This is a genomic window from Pseudomonas sp. HLT2-19-2 (assembly GCF_054898005.1).
The window spans coordinates 4301684-4318880 of record NZ_CM142712.1 but is presented as its reverse complement, the minus strand read 5'-3'; the positions used below and the strand labels follow the sequence as shown (position 1 = coordinate 4318880).

Annotated in this window: 16 protein-coding genes and 1 pseudogene; 14 read left to right on the top strand and 3 right to left on the bottom strand. The window is 60.9% G+C overall.

Annotated elements, in window-relative coordinates; all coding sequences use genetic code 11:
- The first annotated feature begins 10 nt into the window (after positions 1-10).
- From kdpB to ACYZTU_RS20040, 4 genes are all read left to right on the top strand, one after another.
- Positions 11-2068: a potassium-transporting ATPase subunit KdpB gene (kdpB, locus tag ACYZTU_RS20055; RefSeq protein WP_461964941.1), complete on the top strand. Its 2058-nt coding sequence runs from the start codon at positions 11-13 to the stop codon at positions 2066-2068.
- A gap of 80 nt (positions 2069-2148) precedes the next feature.
- Positions 2149-2694, top strand: a complete 546-nt coding sequence (gene kdpC / locus ACYZTU_RS20050; RefSeq protein ID WP_461964939.1) for a potassium-transporting ATPase subunit KdpC — start codon at positions 2149-2151, stop codon at positions 2692-2694.
- A 133-nt stretch (positions 2695-2827) separates the two neighbouring features.
- Positions 2828-5473, top strand: a complete 2646-nt coding sequence (locus tag ACYZTU_RS20045; protein ID WP_461964937.1) for a DUF4118 domain-containing protein — start codon at positions 2828-2830, stop codon at positions 5471-5473.
- 68 nt (positions 5474-5541) lie between these two features.
- Entirely contained in the window at positions 5542-6240 is a 699-nt protein-coding gene (locus ACYZTU_RS20040; RefSeq protein ID WP_461964935.1) for a response regulator, read from the top strand.
- 159 nt (positions 6241-6399) lie between these two features.
- Here the strand turns inward: ACYZTU_RS20040 and ACYZTU_RS20035 are convergent, their stop codons facing one another.
- Entirely contained in the window at positions 6400-7440 is a 1041-nt protein-coding gene (locus ACYZTU_RS20035; protein ID WP_461964933.1) for a patatin-like phospholipase family protein, read from the bottom strand.
- A gap of 222 nt (positions 7441-7662) precedes the next feature.
- On the opposite strand from ACYZTU_RS20035, the gene ACYZTU_RS20030 reads away from it, so the two are divergent.
- From ACYZTU_RS20030 to ACYZTU_RS20020, 3 genes are all read left to right on the top strand, one after another.
- Positions 7663-7941, top strand: a complete 279-nt coding sequence (locus ACYZTU_RS20030; protein WP_461964931.1) for a hypothetical protein — start codon at positions 7663-7665, stop codon at positions 7939-7941.
- Between the two features lie 45 nt (positions 7942-7986).
- A complete protein-coding gene (locus ACYZTU_RS20025; RefSeq protein ID WP_461964929.1) occupies positions 7987-8754 on the top strand; it encodes a CHAD domain-containing protein in 768 nt (255 codons plus the stop codon).
- Between the two features lie 174 nt (positions 8755-8928).
- The gene (locus ACYZTU_RS20020) at positions 8929-9726 is read left to right on the top strand and encodes an acyl-CoA thioesterase (RefSeq protein WP_461964927.1); all 798 of its coding nucleotides are present in this window, start codon (positions 8929-8931) and stop codon (positions 9724-9726) included.
- 12 nt (positions 9727-9738) lie between these two features.
- Here ACYZTU_RS20020 and ACYZTU_RS20015 read toward each other — a convergent pair.
- Both ACYZTU_RS20015 and ACYZTU_RS20010 read right to left on the bottom strand, forming a co-directional pair.
- A pseudogene (locus ACYZTU_RS20015) lies at positions 9739-9951 on the bottom strand (terminase); the annotation flags it as partial.
- Positions 9952-10108: 157 nt separating this feature from the next.
- Complete coding sequence (locus ACYZTU_RS20010; RefSeq protein WP_461964925.1) at positions 10109-11590, bottom strand: methyl-accepting chemotaxis protein; 1482 nt, start codon at positions 11588-11590, stop codon at positions 10109-10111.
- A 178-nt stretch (positions 11591-11768) separates the two neighbouring features.
- Between ACYZTU_RS20010 and ACYZTU_RS20005 the strand changes: the two genes are divergently transcribed.
- From ACYZTU_RS20005 to ACYZTU_RS19975, 7 genes are all read left to right on the top strand, one after another.
- Positions 11769-12299, top strand: coding sequence for a hypothetical protein (locus ACYZTU_RS20005; protein WP_461964923.1), 531 nt, complete (start codon positions 11769-11771; stop codon positions 12297-12299).
- Between the two features lie 82 nt (positions 12300-12381).
- The gene (locus ACYZTU_RS20000) at positions 12382-12573 is read left to right on the top strand and encodes a PLDc N-terminal domain-containing protein (RefSeq protein ID WP_262169451.1); all 192 of its coding nucleotides are present in this window, start codon (positions 12382-12384) and stop codon (positions 12571-12573) included.
- 163 nt (positions 12574-12736) lie between these two features.
- Positions 12737-12970: a hypothetical protein gene (locus ACYZTU_RS19995; RefSeq protein WP_461964921.1), complete on the top strand. Its 234-nt coding sequence runs from the start codon at positions 12737-12739 to the stop codon at positions 12968-12970.
- A gap of 214 nt (positions 12971-13184) precedes the next feature.
- A complete protein-coding gene (locus ACYZTU_RS19990; RefSeq protein WP_059404670.1) occupies positions 13185-13526 on the top strand; it encodes a ribonuclease E inhibitor RraB in 342 nt (113 codons plus the stop codon).
- A 397-nt stretch (positions 13527-13923) separates the two neighbouring features.
- Positions 13924-15333: a circularly permuted type 2 ATP-grasp protein gene (locus ACYZTU_RS19985; protein ID WP_461964920.1), complete on the top strand. Its 1410-nt coding sequence runs from the start codon at positions 13924-13926 to the stop codon at positions 15331-15333.
- 12 nt (positions 15334-15345) lie between these two features.
- On the top strand, positions 15346-16296 hold the full coding sequence (locus ACYZTU_RS19980) for an alpha-E domain-containing protein (protein ID WP_461964918.1): 951 nt from the start codon (positions 15346-15348) through the stop codon (positions 16294-16296).
- Positions 16293-17102 (top strand): transglutaminase family protein, encoded by an 810-nt coding sequence (locus ACYZTU_RS19975; RefSeq protein ID WP_461964916.1) that lies wholly within the window; start codon positions 16293-16295, stop codon positions 17100-17102. Before ACYZTU_RS19980 ends, ACYZTU_RS19975 begins: the two co-directional genes overlap by 4 nt.
- Positions 17103-17197: the final 95 nt, after the last annotated feature.

Genomic DNA, 17197 nt, shown 5'->3' with positions numbered 1-17197 from the left:
GGATTGAATGATGAATATGCCCGCAACTAAAACCGCCACCGTCAAGGCGCCGGAACAACCGAAAACCGCGATCTCGGCCCTCTGGCGCCCGGCGCTGGTGCAAGCCTTCGTCAAGCTCGACCCACGGCAATTGCAGCGTGCGCCGGTGATGCTGGTGGTCGAACTGACCGCGATCCTGACCACCGTGCTGTGCTTCATTCCCGACAGCAGCGTGCCGACCTTTGTCGCCGCGCAAATCGCCTTGTGGCTGTGGTTCACCGTGCTCTTCGCCAACTTCGCCGAAGCCTTGGCCGAAGGTCGCGGCAAGGCCCGCGCCGACAGCCTCAAAGCGGGCAGCGAAGGCTTGAGCGCTCGACGCAAAACCAGCAACGGTGCCTTTCAAGTGGTGCCCGCCACCAGCCTGCGCAAGGGCGATGTGGTCCGCGTTGAAGCCGGGGAAATGATCCCCGGTGACGGCGAGGTGATTGAAGGCATTGCGGCGGTCAACGAAGCGGCGATTACCGGTGAATCCGCGCCAGTGATTCGCGAATCCGGCGGCGACCGCTCGGCCGTCACCGGCAACACCCGGCTGGTCTCAGACTGGTTGCTGGTGCGCATCACTGCCAACCCTGGCGAGTCGACGCTGGACCGCATGATCGCCCTGGTCGAAGGCGCCAAACGCCAGAAAACCCCGAACGAAGTGGCGCTCGACATCCTGCTGATCGGCCTGACCCTGATCTTCCTGTTGGTGGTCGTCACCCTGCAACCGTTCGCCCACTTCGCCAACGGCAGCCTGCCGCTGGTGTTCCTGGTGGCGTTGTTGGTCACGTTGATTCCGACCACCATTGGCGGTTTGCTGTCCGCCATTGGTATCGCCGGGATGGACCGTCTGGTGCGCCTGAATGTGATCGCCAAATCCGGTCGCGCCGTGGAAGCGGCGGGGGACGTACACGTCCTGCTGCTGGACAAGACCGGCACCATCACTTTCGGTAACCGTCGTTGCACCGCGGTTTACGCGGCACCTGGCGTCACCGCCAAGGAACTCGCCGAGGGTGCGTTGTTCGCATCGTTGGCCGATGACACGGCTGAAGGTAAATCCATCGTCGAGTACCTGCGCGGCACTCACCCGCAGCCTGAGCCGTCCACCGAACTGCTGAGCGTTGTACCGTTCAGTGCCGAGACGCGCCTGTCCGGTGTCGACTATCAGGGCCGTGTGTATCGCAAAGGTGCGGTGGATTCGTTGCTGGCCTTCGTTGGCCTGAAACGCGCCGACCTCGCCGCGCCTCTGTCCCGGGAAATCGACAAGATCGCCCAGAGCGGCGGCACGCCGTTGCTGGTCTGCGCCGACGGTAAATTGCTCGGCGCGATCCACCTCAAGGACGTGGTCAAGCCCGGCATCCGCGAGCGTTTCGCCGAGCTGCGCAAACTGGGGATTCGCACGGTCATGGTGACCGGCGACAACCCGCTGACCGCTGCGGCGATTGCGGCCGAGGCGGGCGTTGATGACGTGCTGGCCGAAGCCACACCGGAGAAGAAACTGGCGCGCATTCGCCACGAGCAGAACGACGGTCGCCTGGTCGCCATGTGCGGCGACGGCGCCAACGACGCCCCGGCCCTGGCCCAGGCTGACGTGGGCATGGCGATGAACGACGGGACGCAAGCGGCGCGCGAGGCGGCGAACATGGTCGACCTCGACAGCGACCCAACCAAGCTGCTGGATGTGGTGCAGATTGGTAAAGAACTGCTGGTGACCCGCGGCGCGCTGACGACGTTTTCCATCGCCAACGACGTGGCCAAGTACTTCGCGATTCTGCCGGCGCTGTTCGCCTCGATCTACCCGCAACTGGGCGTGCTGAACGTCATGCACCTGAGCAGTCCGCAGAGCGCGATTTTGTCGGCGATAGTGTTCAACGCCTTGATCATTGTGGTGCTGATCCCGCTGGCGCTCCGTGGTGTGCGGGTGCAAGCGGCGAGTGCGGCGGCGTTGCTGCGACGCAATCTGTTGATCTATGGGCTGGGCGGGCTATTGGTGCCGTTTGTGGGGATCAAGGCGATCGACATGCTGCTCACTGCGTTGCATTTGGTTTGACTTTGAAATCCACCCCTCTCCCCAGGGGGTGGATCCACCTGACACACCACAGTTCCAACCCCAGATTCGAGGATTCTGAAATGTCCACAATGATACGCCCGGCCCTGAGCCTGCTCGTCCTGATGACCCTGATCACCGGCGTCGCTTACCCCTTGGTGGTCACCGGTGTCGCCCAGGTCGCATTCCCCGATCAAGCCAACGGCAGCCTGGTCCACGACGCCGATGGCAAGGTCCGCGGCTCGTCGCTGATTGCCCAGGATTTCGTCGGTGACGCCTGGTTCCATCCGCGGCCATCGGCCGGTGCATTTGCCACCGTGTCGAGCAGTGCCAGTAACCTCTCGCCGAGCAACCCGGCCCTGGCCACTCGGGTGATTGACGATGCCAATAAACTGCAGGTGCCGGGTCAGGGGCCGGTGCCATTGGCCCTGTTGACCACCTCGGGCAGCGGTCTCGATCCACACTTGCCACCGGCAGCGATTACCTATCAACTGGCGCGTGTTGCGGCCGCGCGCAATCTGCCGGTGGCGACCCTTCAGCAACTGCTGGATGCGCACATCGAACAGCCGCTCGTTGGCCCGCCAGTGGTGAATGTGCTGGCGCTGAACCTGGCGCTGGAAAACCTGTAGAAGATGATCGTTCCCACGCTCCGCGTGGGAATGCAGCCCGGGACGCTCCGCGTCCCAAAAAGCGGACGCAGAGCGTCCATTGATGCATTCCCACGCGGAGCGTGGGAACGATTAATTAGAGAGAACTTCAAGCATGAGTGACTCCGGCCGCGCCGACGCGTTGTTAGCAGACCTGCCCCGGGATGGCCGTGGCCGGCTCAAGGTTTTTCTCGGCGCCGCACCCGGTGTCGGCAAAACCTACGCCATGCTGCAAGCGGCCCACACCCAACTGCGCCAGGGTGTGAAGGTCATCGCCGGCGTGGTCGAAACCCATGGCCGCGCCGAAACCGAAGCGCTGCTCGGCGGCTTGCCGCAGCAACCGTTGGTGCGCTCGGAATACCGTGGCGTGATGCTCGAAGAAATGGACCTCGACGGCTTGCTCGCGGCCAAACCGAAACTGGTGCTGGTGGACGAACTGGCCCACAGCAACGCGCCCGGCAGTCGCCACACCAAACGCTGGCAAGACATTCAGGAACTGCTCGCTGCAGGCATTGACGTGTTCACCACGGTCAACGTCCAGCACCTGGAAAGTCTGAACGACAAAGTGCGTGGCATCACCGGCGTGCAGGTCCGTGAAACCCTGCCGGACTGGGTGCTGCAAGAGGCCTACGAACTGCTGCTGATCGACCTGCCGCCGCGCGAGCTGCTCGAGCGTCTGCGCGATGGCAAAGTCTACGTGCCGGAGCAGGCGAGGGCGGCCATCGACGCTTTCTTCACCCAGACCAACCTCACGGCCCTGCGTGAACTGGCGATGCAAACCGCCGCCGCTCAGGTCGATGATGATTTGACCCAGGGCTATCGCCAGCTCGGCCAAGCGGCGCCGGCGGTACGCGGTCGCCTGTTGGTCGGTGTCGATGGCGATGCTCAGGCTGAGCGCCTGGTGCGTCACGCCAGTCGCGTCGCCCAGCGTCGGCATTTGCCGTGGAGCCTTGTGCATGTGGACAACGGCAGCGTGCGTGACGAGCAGTCGCGGTTGCGTCTGCAAAGTGCCCAGCAATTGGCCGAACGCCTCGGCGGCGAAGTGGTGTTGTTGCGGGCTGGTGAGGTGGCGAAAACCCTGATCCAGCACGCCGCCGAACGTCGCGCCAGTCTTGTGTTGGTGGGGCAATCCCGGCAGCGGTTGCGTCGGCGCTTGTTCGGTGGCGGTCTGGCGTCACGTTTGCTGCGCAATGCGCGCGGGCTGGAAATTAACGTCCTCGACAGCGACCACGAACAGCATCAGCCGCGTCAGCGTTCGGCGCAGACGCTGGTGTGGTTCGACTACGCGCTGGCGCTGGTGGCGACGGTGCTCGCCAGTGCCTTGGCCTGGGCGGTGGCGAGTGTCTTGCCACTGCCCAATATCTCGCTGGTGTTTCTCGCCGCGGTGTTGCTGGTGGCGGTGCGCAGCAGTCTCGGCCCGGCGCTGGCCTGTGCGGCGTTGTCGTTTCTGACCTACGACTTTTTGTTCATTCCGCCGACTTTCTCTTTCAGCATCCAGCGCGAAGAAGACGTGCTGACCTTGTTGTTCTTCCTGCTGATGTCGGCGCTCACCGGTAACCTCGCGGCCCGACAGCGGCGGCAGTTACAAGCCCTGCGCGACACTCAGGAAGAAACCACCGAACTGCTCGACCTGTCACGCAAACTCACTGCCGCCACCGACCGTCAGGCGGTGGTCAGCGCAGCGGCCCAGCACCTCAACGGCTGGAGTGACCTGCAACTGTGCCTGCTCAATCAAGACGGGCAGGGCGGCTGGAAAGTCGAAACCGGTGGCCCGTTGGAGTTTTCCGAAGCCGAGCGCGCTGCCGCTGATTGGGCCTGGCAACATGATCAACCGGCCGGCGCGGGCACCGGCACGCTGCCGTTCGGACGCTGGTGGTGGTGGCCGTTGTCGGTGGAAGACGGGCCGCTGGCACTGCTCGGTGTGTGTGCCAAAGAGGGCCAGACCTTGAGCGGGCAGCGGCGCCGTTTGTTGACCGCGTTGAGCCAACCGCTGGCCCAGGCGCTGGCGCGTGCGCAATTGGCCGAAGACCTGGAAGCCGCTCGGCTGCACGGCGAAACCGAGCAACTGCGCAGTGCCTTGCTGGCCTCGGTGTCTCACGATTTGCGCACGCCGCTGACCTCCATGCGCGGCAGCATCGACAGCCTGTTGGCCCTCGGTGAAGCGATCCCGCTGGAGGATCGCCGCGAACTGCTCGAAGGCACTCGCGATGAAGCCGAACGCCTCGATCGCTACATTCAAAACCTGTTGGACATGACCCGCCTCGGGCACGGCGCCCTGAAGCTTGCGCGGGACTGGGTGTCGCCGGCCGACATCGTCGGCAGTTCACTCAATCGTCTGCGCGCAGTGCTGGCGCCGTTGCAAGTGACCACCGAAGTGCCGCCTGAGTTGCCGCTGCTTTACGTCCATGCCGCGTTGATCGAACAGGCGCTGGTCAACGTGCTGGAAAACGCCGCGCGGTTTTCACCGCCTCACGGCCGCCTGCAATTGCGCGCCGGGGCCGATGACAGCGAGCTGTTTTTTTCGGTAAGCGATGAGGGACCAGGGATTCCGCAGGAGGAGCGAGCGAAGATTTTCGACATGTTCTACACCGCTGCGCGCGGTGATCGTGGCGGACAGGGCACCGGGCTGGGGCTGGCGATCTGTCAGGGCATGGTCGGTGCCCATGGCGGGCGGATCAGCGTCGCCGATGGCATCGACGGGCGAGGCACCTGCATCACTTTGCACCTGCCGTTGCAGGCTCAGCCGGCCTTTGAAAATTAAGAGCCGAAAGTGAAGCCTGATCACGTTTGCGCTACTCTCTTGCCACTTCTTAGTGTTGATGTGAATTCATGAGCCAGACCGCGACCATTTTGGTCATCGATGACGAACCACAGATCCGCAAATTCCTGCGCATCAGCCTCGCCTCCCAGGGCTATAAAGTGCTCGAAGCCGGTACCGGAACCGAAGGCCTGGCCCACGCCGCGCTGAATAAACCGGACCTGCTAGTGCTTGACCTTGGCTTGCCGGACATGGACGGCCAGCAAGTGCTGCGCGAGTTTCGCGAGTGGTCTAAGGTGCCAGTGCTGGTGCTCTCGGTGCGTGCCAGTGAAGGGCAGAAAGTCGAAGCGCTCGATGGCGGCGCCAACGACTACGTGACCAAACCGTTTGGTATTCAGGAGTTTCTGGCCCGGGTTCGTGCGTTGTTGCGTCAGGCACCGGCGGGAGAAGCTCAACCGGCGGCGCTGACCTTCGGCCCGTTGACCGTCGATCTGGCTTATCGCCGGGTATCACTCGATGGCACCGAAGTGGCGCTGACCCGCAAGGAATACGCAGTGCTGGCGCAACTGGCGCGGCATCCAGGGCGGGTCATCACCCAGCAGCAATTGCTTAAGGACATTTGGGGGCCGACACATACCGAGGACACTCACTATTTGCGGATTGTGGTCGGGCACTTGCGCCAGAAACTGGTAGACGACCCGACGCAACCGCGGTTCATCGTCACCGAGGCGGGAGTTGGTTATCGGTTGTTGAGTGAGGGCAGCCTTTAGTTCTGAGTTGTCCGGGCGGACTACCTATATCGCGGGCAAGTCGGATCGCCGCACCGCTCGCTCCTACGGATTAGCGTCGTTCACAAACATTTGTGATCACCTTAATCCTGTAGGAGCGAGGCTTGCCCGCGAAGGGGGCCTGTCATTCACCCGAGAGTCTCAGGAATCCCGCTCACTCTCATACCGATCCATCGTATCCCGCGCAATCTCCCGCCCCAGCGCGATCAATTCCGGCGCTTTATAGAACTCGAAAAACCGGCACACCCGTTTGGGCACGTTGATCAAAATATCTGGCGGATAACCGGCGATCTTGTACTGCGCCAATGAGGTTTGCATCACCTCGAAACTCTGGTTAATCAGGTCCAGCAAAGAGGCCGGGCCGACGTTGTCGATGATGAACGAGCCTGTCGCAGATTTCGGCGCGCCGGCGCGCTCAGGGGCGGCTGCCGGTTGCTGGGCTTCGGGTTCGGCGGACTCGATCCACGGGTTGATCTCGGCCGCTTCTGCCATCAACGCTTCCTTTTCCAGCAACAGCAATTGTTCCGCCTGTTTGCGGCGAAATGGCAATTTTGAACCGAGCGAGTTGATCAGGCTGTCGAAACGGCTTTTGAACGCCGCCGGGCGTTGGATAACCGGCAATTGATAGTGGCGCTGGTTGGTGGAGTTGAGGTTGACCGCGATGATCAGGTCGCAATGACTCGACACCACCGGCACGATCGGTAAAGGGTTGAGGATGCCGCCGTCCACCAGCATGCGATTGCCCTGCATCACCGGGGTGAACAGGCTGGGAATCGCCGCCGAGGCGCGCATGGCCTGGTGCAGGCAGCCTTCCTGAAACCAGATCTCCTGCTGGTTGGTCAGGTCGGTCGCCACCGCCGTGTAAGGGATGCGCAGGTCTTCGATATTGATCTCGCCGACGATCTTGCGGATCTGCCCGAAGACCTTCTCCCCGCGAATCGCCCCCAGACGAAAACTGACGTCCACCAGACGCAAGACGTCGAGGTAGTCCAGGCTTTCGATCCAGTCGCGATATTCATCGAGTTTGCCGGCGGCATAGATCCCGCCGACCACCGCGCCCATGGAACAACCGGCGATGCAGGCGATGTCGTAGCCACGCCGCTCGATCTCTTCAATGACACCGATATGAGCATAGCCCCGGGCCCCACCTGAGCCCAGCACCAGTGCGACACGCTTTTTCATGAATCGCCCTCGTCTGACAAGGTTCAACAATGCACCCATCGAGGGGCGCGCTTCAATCGCTAAGGTCGTTTCGTGAGGCGAGTGCGTCGTTTTTTCGACACTCCATGGCGGCAGATGGGTATTCTCGCGAGCGCTAGAGTTTGTGCGGCGAGGCCAAGGCACTTTTCACGCGCCAGACCGTCTTAACTGCACGACTGTTGACCTATTTTTGAGGTGTAAGTGATGAAAGTCTGGATCTGTTTTCCTTTGATTGCCCTGGCACTCGCCGGTTGCGCCGGCAAAACCGCTTACCGTGACAGCTGCGCCAACGGGATCGATGCGGCGTGGCATGAGCTGGACCTGGCCAAGGCTGAAGGTTTCGCCGGGAATGTCAGTTACTCCAAGGCGCTGTCGCTGTTGACCGGCGCCAAGACCCAGCAGCAATTCGAAGCGTTTGAAGGCTGCGCCAAGAAGGCCGAGAAGGCGCGCTTCTATATTCGTGAGTCGCGCGCTGGCCGTTGAGGCATGATGTAGGCATTAAGGGCAATTCGATTCAGGGAGCAAGCGATGTCTGCCTTGGTTGATCGGTTGGTGGCTCATGTCCTGGGCCTGGAAGTTCGGTTACTGGCCTGTCAGGCACGCTTGAGTGCCCGCACCGACGCCGAAGCGCTGCACGATCTGCGCACCACGGTTCGCCGTTTGCGCAGTCTGTTGCGGCCATTGCGCGGCTTGCCTGGGGTCGAACAGCTGGAAGCGTCGGCGTCCCGGGTCGGCGACCTGACCACGCCGTTGCGCGATCGCGAAGTGCTGGCGGCGTACTTGCTCCAGCATGATCAGCCCGAGGCTGCCCATCGGCGCATGGCGCAAATGGCCGAGGCTTATCCGGCGGTGGCGGCGAGTCCTGAAGTGGCGCAGTTGCTGATGATCCTCGACGCCTTTCCGCGTTTTTTGCGGGCCTCCCAGCGTCAGGGCTTGCTCAAAGGCTTGCGACAGCGCATCGAAAAACGCCTGGCCAAACAATGGAAAAAACTCGATAAGGCCCTGCACGACCCTGCCCATGATCGCCATCGTCTGCGCCTGCTGATCAAGCGCGTGCGCTATGGTATCGAAGCCTATCCAGAGCTTGATCGATTGCCGAAACCGGCGCTGCCCAGACTCAAATCGGCCCAGGGTGCGTTGGGCGATTGGCACGATTGCTGGCAATGGCTCGCCCGGTCCGAACAGGAAGCCGATTTGCAGCCTTGTGTGGCCGTCTGGAAAACCACCATGGCCAAGGCCGAAAGCTGCGCCGACCGCGTCCTCGACAAACTCAGCGCCACCTGTTTCAAATCCTGAAACCACCACCAGACAGATCTATGTAGCAGCTGCCGAACGCAGCCTTCGGCAGCTGCTACAAGGGGCGGCGGTACTATCCGGCTAATTTGTCAGCCACTTTGGCCGGAATAGGCGCTGTGCCATCCTCGCAGGCTGGTTAAGATCCCTCCATCCTTTTCCCGCACTGAGGTTTTCATGCGCTTTTCCGATCTGATCGACGCTGTTCGCAGCCAGCCGCTAGAGCTGTCTATCCCGGCCGAATGGGCTCAGGGGCGTGCCAGTTTCGGTGGCCTGGTGGCCGCTTTGCAGTACGAAGCCATGCGCGCAAAAGTCCCGGCGGATCGTCCGGTGCGCTCGTTGGCGATCACCTTTGTCGGCCCTGTCGAGCCCGAAGTGCCAGTCAGCTTTGAAGTCGATGTGCTGCGCGAAGGCAAAGCGGTCAGCCAAGTGCTGGGCCGGGCGATGCAGAAGGGCCAAGTGGTGACGTTGGTCCAGGGCAGCTTCGGCGCCTCGCGACCGTCGGAAGTGGCGGTGACCGCTGAACCGGCACCCGAGATGAAGCACTGGGACGACTGCCAGGAATTGCCTTACATCAAAGGCGTGACCCCGGAGTTCATGCGGCATCTGGCGATGCGCTGGAGCGTCGGCGGTCTGCCGTTTACTGGCAACACATCCCGCGAGATGGGCGGCTGGGTGCGCTTGCGTGGGGACGTGAAGGAAGAAGCGGTCAGCGAGTCGCATATCCTGGCGTTGGTCGACGCCTGGCCACCGGCGCTGTTACCGCACCTGAAGAAACCTGCGATGGGCAGCACGCTGACCTGGACCATCGAATTCGTTCAGCCATTGCTTGAACTGAGCACGCTGGACTGGTGCAAATACCTCGTCGACATCGAGCATGCCGCTGACGGCTACGGTCATGCGGCCGCGAAGCTGTGGAGCGCGGACGGTCAGTTGATTGCCATGAGCCGGCAGACGGTGACGATTTTCGCCTGATCAGTGACGACGGTGGCGTTGCAGGCCGAGCGCTGCGAGCAGGCCGATCACACCGATCGCGACATTTGCGAAGCTCAGACTGAACACCCCCGAGACAATCAGCAGAAACGCCACGATGAACAGCGGCACAGCAATCAGGTGCAGCACCAGATTGGTCGGGTGCTGGTGATTGTTCGGGGACCCTCGCCATTGCCAGGCGGGAAGGTTGGGGTGACGTTTGCCCATGATGGTAATCCTCGATCCATGTTGAACACATGATTGAAGAATAGGCGTGGCACTGACGGGCGGCGAATCAAGGTTGGCTATCGAAGTGATAGGTGTCATGGTCAATATTGATGGTGACCGGGCTGACGCTATCGCGGGCTTGCCCGCGATGGGGCCGTCAAAGCTTCAGCTGCCCGATAGCCTTGCTCAATTCCCCGGCCAACGCCGCCAGTTCATGACTGGTGGTCGCCGAATTCACAGTCTGCTGCACAGTGGTCTCGGTCACATCCCGAATGCTCACGACCGACCGATTCATCTCCTCCGCCACGTGGCTCTGCTGCTCGGCGGCCACGGCGATCTGCGTATTGCTTTCGCGCATCTGCGCCACTGCGCTGGTGATTTCCGCCAACGCTGCGCCGGCCTCCTGAGCCTGCTGCACGCAATCGTCGGCCTTGAACGAGCTTTCCTGCATGAAGTCCACTGCGTCCCGAGTCCCGGCCTGTAACGCCGAAACCATGATCGTGATCTCGTCAGTGGACGTCTGGACACGCTTGGCGAGGTTGCGCACTTCATCAGCAACCACCGCAAAGCCGCGACCCATTTCACCGGCGCGGGCCGCTTCGATGGCCGCATTCAGGGCCAGCAGATTGGTCTGCTCGGCGATGCTGTGAATCACACTGACCACGCCGTTGATCTTCTGACTGTCCTCGGCCAGACGCTGAATCATCTCGGCAGTCTGCTGCACCCCGCTGGACAGCCCGGCAATCGACTTCTGTACCCGACTCACCACTTGCTGCCCGCTGCCGGCCAGGGTGTCGGCGGTTTGCGAGAGGTCGCGAGTGGCGCCGGCGTGCTGGGCAATGTGATAGACCGTGGCAGTCATTTCGTTGATCGCCGTGGCGGCCTGATCGGTTTCACTTTGCTGACCGAGCATGCCGTGACGCACCTCGTTCATGCTCGACGCGAGCCGCGCCGCGCCGACATCCAGTTGCCGGGCGGTGCTGGCAACGGTGTTGACCACCCGCTGGTAACCGGCCTGCATGGCGTTGAAAGCGTTGGCCATCTGCCCGACTTCGTCAGTGCAGGCCAGCGGCACACGGGCCGACAGGTCACCGGTTTTCTCGACGTGAAGCATGACGTCCTTCAGCGTATTGAGCTGGCTGAGCAGGAAGCGGATCAACAACTGCGAAGCGCCGAGCATCGCCAGCATCAGGATCGCCACCGCCACCGCATAGTTGGGAAAACGCTCGCCAAATACCTGGGTCAGGCTCGGGCCATGGGCAATCACCGCGACCTGATTGCCATCCGTGCGCGTAAACACTTCGGCGCCCATCAACGGATTGTCGCCGAACAGCGGCATGGCATTGATCCCGACCCAGCCATTGGTATCCGTCAGTTCCAGTACCGGCTGCCCGTTCAGCAACGGCGCCTGCCCGCGACTGTAAGTCAGCACGTTATCGGCTTTGGGGAGCGGTTGCCCGGCGGGCCAGGCGCCGAGCAGTCGCGCCTGGGCTTGGGCCGATGCCTGTGAGGCATGGCTGCGGGACTGTTGTTCGAGTTGCACGGCATAGATCACCAGCAACAAGGTCGTGACGAAGGCGACGGCGTTGACCGCCCAGAATTTGTATTTCAGTGAGATATTGCTAAGCCAGGCACCCATGGAGGTCTTCTCTGATAGCGGAAACAGTTTCGGCAAGGTGCCAGTATTTTGCCGCTACTCAGTGCGTCAGACCTTGATGTGTGTCAACAATCCCGACCCTGCTCGCGCACAGGAATTGCGCGGCGTAATGCGCTATCCTTCGTGGCTTCAAAATTCCCTCGCTACAGGATTCAGCCCAATGAAAGCCGCACTCGTCGAACTCATCAGCAAAATAAGCTCCGGGTGCATGAGCGATGAGGAAATCCTGAAAGTCGCTGACGAAGCGGCCCACGCCTACGCCGATCCCGAGGCTTTTCTGACGGCCAATCCGGACATCAACTACGACGACACGTTCCCGATTCCGCTGGGGGAGTGGGTAGTCGTGGGCAGCCTGCCGGAAACCGTGCTGTTCCAGGCTGACACCTACATGGACCTGTTCGCCCAGATCGTCGCTTCATTCGGGCCCGGCGTTGATTTCAACATCAAACCCAAGCAACTGGCCAAGACCGAAGCCCTGACCGCGCTCAATCGCATTCAAGTGCAGATGAGCAGCATGAACAAGGAAAGCGGCGGCTACGTGCTGATGAACTTCAGTCAGCTGCTCGACGACGAACTGCAAGTGGTGCTGGTCTACGGCAGCGACGTGCCTCGCGTGCTCGAGTTGTGCGCCGAAGTCGGCATCACTGCCGCACCGTCCCTGGAAGCCCTGAAAGTGGCGATCCACGTCTGAAGCCTAAAAGGCGCTAATAAAACGGAACCCTCGCAATGGCCGGCTATCCTAAGAGTGCATACCACTCTTAGGGAGCGTCACCATGGGTTCCACGTTCAACGGTCTGATTGGCCTGATTATTCTTGCCCTGGACATCTGGGCCATCATCAACGTGCTGAAAAGTGGCGCCACCACCGGGATGAAAATCGTCTGGGTGCTGTTGATCCTGCTGCTGCCGGTCCTGGGCTTGATCATCTGGGCGATCGCCGGACCACGGGGTAACGTGCGGATCTGAGCAGGCACTCAAGGCCGACACATTTCCCCTGTGGGAGCAAGCTCGCTCCCACAAGGTTCTGTGTTTTTTCATGCTTGCGCGCGGTAATCGATTTGAACGATCAGTCAGGGCAAAAGTCCAGATAGATGTAAGCCCATTTGCGGGTTTGATCGAGGAGGCACTGATGCAAAAGTGGAAAATCACTTTCGTGGATGATCACGGCGAAACTGTCGACGAAGTCTTTGAGTGTGACGAGTGCCCGGATAACGAGCACGCCGCCAGACTGCTTAAGGAGCGCCTTTTTCCTGTCGCCGCTGAACTGGATCTGAACGATCTGGAAGGGCGAACCGCTGATGCGAGCGTCAAAAATCTTAAAACCCAGAACAGCATACAAATCCTCGGCATTACTCCTGTCTGATACCTCTCCCGTCACATTCACAACCAGGCCTTGGCAGCGGCTCTATCTAGGGGCTACTCTGCAAACGAGATCAGCGAACGGATCGCTAAGGTCTGGTCTTGTCAGCTACATGCTTGCTTCCCACCGGCAATGTTGTTGCCGCATCGCTCGCCCCATTCGGTTGCGAGTGCCGGGAATACGGAAAGTCTATCCATCAATCTGAGGGGGACGATTCATGAGCACAGCCTATCAAGAAGACATCAGCAGCAGCGTGTTGCGCCGCATGAAAGAAGGCGGTTTTGACTTTTCACGATTCCATCCCATCGAGTTCTACGCCATTTTCCCGGACGAGGAGCGGGCGCGCAGGGCGGCGGGGCATTACTGTGGTGAATCCTTGAATGCACAAATCAGCGTGCGCGACGACGGCGCGTGGTACCTGGAACTGAGCAAAGTGATGTACGCCACCTATGACGGCATCGGCGACTTTGAGCAGGACTTCGAGGCGGTGGTCGAGCCTTTGGGCGGCATCATCGAAGGATGGGGCGTCAAGCAGGAGGTACGAGGGCTACTCGCATAACCTTATGAACAGTAACAACACTCAGCAACGGCTGACCTCAAGGTTGGCCGTTTTCGTTTTCGCGGGGCAGAAAACGTACTTGGCAAAACCCTGAAACAAGAATCCGGCGCAAAAAAAAACGCCTGAGCAGGCGGCTATAGGGAAGATCGTCAAGATTTCCAGCGAATGCGCGGATTATCCGCATCGACTCCCGAGCAGTGAAATCAACTCTGACTATGCTGGTGATAGCCGACAACATTGCTTCGCAATGAAGCGGGGGCGATCAGGTGGGGGTATTTACCGCACAGGATTGGTGCGGTGCGTGCAGCGCGATTATCCAACTGATTGATATCAAAGCGTTTATGCCGATGGCACGGGCTTTGCGAAGCCCAGATGTCCGGGTGACAAGGAGTACGGCATGATCCGCACCTATTTTGATGAGATGTACGATGCCGGCGGCCAGGTCCGCCCGCATTATCGGGAGTTTGCCCGTTGGCTGGCCGAAACGCCTGACGAGCTTTTGGCTCAACGGCGTCGCGAGGCCGATCTGTTATTTCATCGCGCCGGGATTACGTTCACGCTCTATGGTGATGAGCAAGGGACAGAGCGCCTGATTCCCTTCGACACCATCCCCCGCAGCATCCCCGCCAGTGAATGGCGAGTCGTCGAGCGCGGCTGCATTCAGCGGGTCAAGGCGTTGAACATGTTCCTCACCGACCTTTATCACGAGCAGCGCATCATCAAGGCCGGCATCATCCCGGCCGAGCAAGTGCTGGCCAACGAGCAATACCAGTTGGCGATGCAAGGGCTCGATCTACACCGCGATATCTATTCGCACATTTCGGGCGTCGATCTGGTGCGTGATGGCGACGGCACGTACTACGTGCTCGAAGACAATCTTCGTACACCGAGTGGCGTCAGCTACATGCTCGAAGACCGCAAGATGATGATGCGACTGTTCCCCGAATTGTTTGCGGCGCAGCGCGTTGCCCCCATCGACCATTATCCAAACCTATTGCTCGACACTCTGAAAAGCTCCAGCCCGATCGATAACCCGAGCGTGGTGGTGCTGACCCCTGGCCGTTTCAACAGCGCGTTTTTCGAGCATGCGTTTCTGGCCCGGGAGATGGGCGTTGAACTGGTAGAAGGTGCGGACCTGTTCGTACGTGACGACAAGGTCCTCATGCGCACCACGGACGGGCCGAAAGCCGTCGATGTGATCTACCGTCGCCTCGACGATGCGTTCCTCGATCCGCTGGCGTTCAACCCGGACTCGATGCTCGGCGTTCCAGGGCTGCTGTCGTCGTACCGCTCCGGCAACGTCGTGCTAGCGAATGCTATCGGTACCGGGGTCGCGGATGACAAGTCGGTGTATCCATTCGTCACGGACATGATCCGTTTCTACCTGGATGAAGAGCCGATTCTGAAGAACGTGCCGACGTGGCAGTGCCGTAATCCCTCCGAACTGTCCCACGTACTGGCCAATCTTCCTGATTTGGTGGTCAAGGAAACCCAGGGCTCCGGCGGTTACGGAATGCTGGTGGGGCCGGCGGCGACGGCGGCGGAAATCGAGTCATTCCGCGCGCGGATCAAAGCCAAGCCCCATGCGTACATCGCGCAACCGACGTTGTCGCTGTCGACCTGTCCGACCTTTGTCGAAAACGGCATCGCTCCACGCCACATCGACCTGCGTCCGTTTGTATTGTCTGGCCGCGAAACCCGGGTTGTGCCCGGCGGTTTGACCCGTGTTGCCCTGCGCGAAGGCTCTCTGGTGGTGAATTCATCCCAGGGTGGCGGAACCAAGGACACCTGGGTGGTCGAGGATTGAAGGAAGCCTGCCATGTTAAGTAGAACTGCCTCGGATTTGTATTGGATGTCGCGTTACCTGGAGCGGGCGGAAAACCTCGCACGGATGCTCGACATCAGTTATTCGCTGTCGCTGATGCCCCAGGATGGTCGCGGTGATGGCCTGCACGAACTCGCCATGCCGTTGCTGATTACCGGCACCCTGGACGATTACCTGGAGCGCCACGGCGAATTGCACGCCGAACGGCTGCTGCATTTCTTCGCCCTGGACGCGGCCAACCCGGCGAGTATCTACAGCTGCCTCGGCGCGGCGCGGGCCAGTGCCCATGCGGTGCGTGGGCGAATCACCGCGGACATGTGGGAAAACATCAACGCCACCTGGCTGGAAATTCGCGGGATAGCCGATCAGGGCTTGAGTCGCTATGGCATGAGCCGTTTCTGCGAGTGGATCAAGGAACGTTCCCACCTGTTCCGCGGCGCATCCTACGGCACGATCATGCGTAACGATGCGTTCCGTTTCATTCGCCTGGGGACGTTTATCGAAAGGGCTGACAACACGTTGCGCCTGCTTGATGCCCGCTACGAAATGGCCGGCGATCATGCCGAAGCGGTCAGTGATGGCACGGCGCACGCTTACTACCAGTGGAGTGCTTTGCTAAGGGCGTTGTCCTCTTTCGAGGCCTACACCGAAATCTACCGCGACGCCCCCGGCGCCCGGCATGTGGCAGAACTGCTGCTGTTGCGGGCCGATGTCCCGCGTTCCCTGCGCGCCTGCACCGAAGAAATCGACCAGATCCTCGCCCAACTGCCGGGGGCCAACGGTCGTCCTGCGCAGCGCCTGGCCGCGGAAATCGACGCACGCTTGCGCTACACCGGCATCACCGAAATTCTCGACGAAGGCCTGCACGCCTGGCTGACCGAGTTCATTCCGCTGGTGCGCCAGTTGGGCAACGCCATTCACAGTTCCTACCTGGAGGCTGCATGAGACTTTCCATTAGCCACGAGACCACCTATCACTACGAAGATCAGGTGCGGGCGAGCATCCAGTATTTGCGACTGACACCTCAAGACAGCGAGCGCCAGCATGTGCTCAGCTGGCAGCTCGACCTGCCGCGCCCGGTGCGCGCGCAACTCGATCCGTTCGGCAATATCCTGCACGTGCTGACCATGGACGAGCCCCACGAGGCGATCATCATCGGCGCGCGTGGGCAGGTGGACATCGACGAATTGCGTGAGGCGGAGCATGAAAGCCAGTCGGCGCTGCCGTTCCTGCGTTTCACGCGCCTGACCGAGCCCGATGAAGCACTGCGCGCTTTTGCCGAAAAAGAATGCAAACAACGCCGGGATCGCACAGCGCTGATCGACTTGATGCATGGCTTGAACCAGCACATGACCTACACGCAGGGCTCCACCGAAGTGGACACCAGCGCTGCTCAGGCCTTCGCCGGGCGTTCGGGCGTCTGCCAGGACCACACCCACGCGTTTCTCGCCTGTGCTCGCAGCCTGGGCATTCCTTCACGTTATGTGTCGGGCTATTTGTACAGCGAGAACAGCGAACACCTGGCCAGTCACGCCTGGGCGGAAGCCTGGCTCGATGACGCCTGGTACAGCTTCGACGTGACCAATGAATTGGCGCGGCCGGAGCGTCATCTGAAACTGGCGGTGGGCCTGGATTACCTGGATGCCTGCCCGGTGCGAGGCATGCGGCGTGGCGGTGGTTGCGAGCAGATGCATGCGAAAGTGTTTGTATCACCGACACCGATGCCGGTTATCTCCGTCCAGCAGCAATAATCCAGATCACCACCAAACCCTGTAGGAGCGAGGCTTGCCCGCGAAGAAGGCGCTGCGGTCTAATCGAATGACCGCGTTATCGTTCTTCGCGGGCA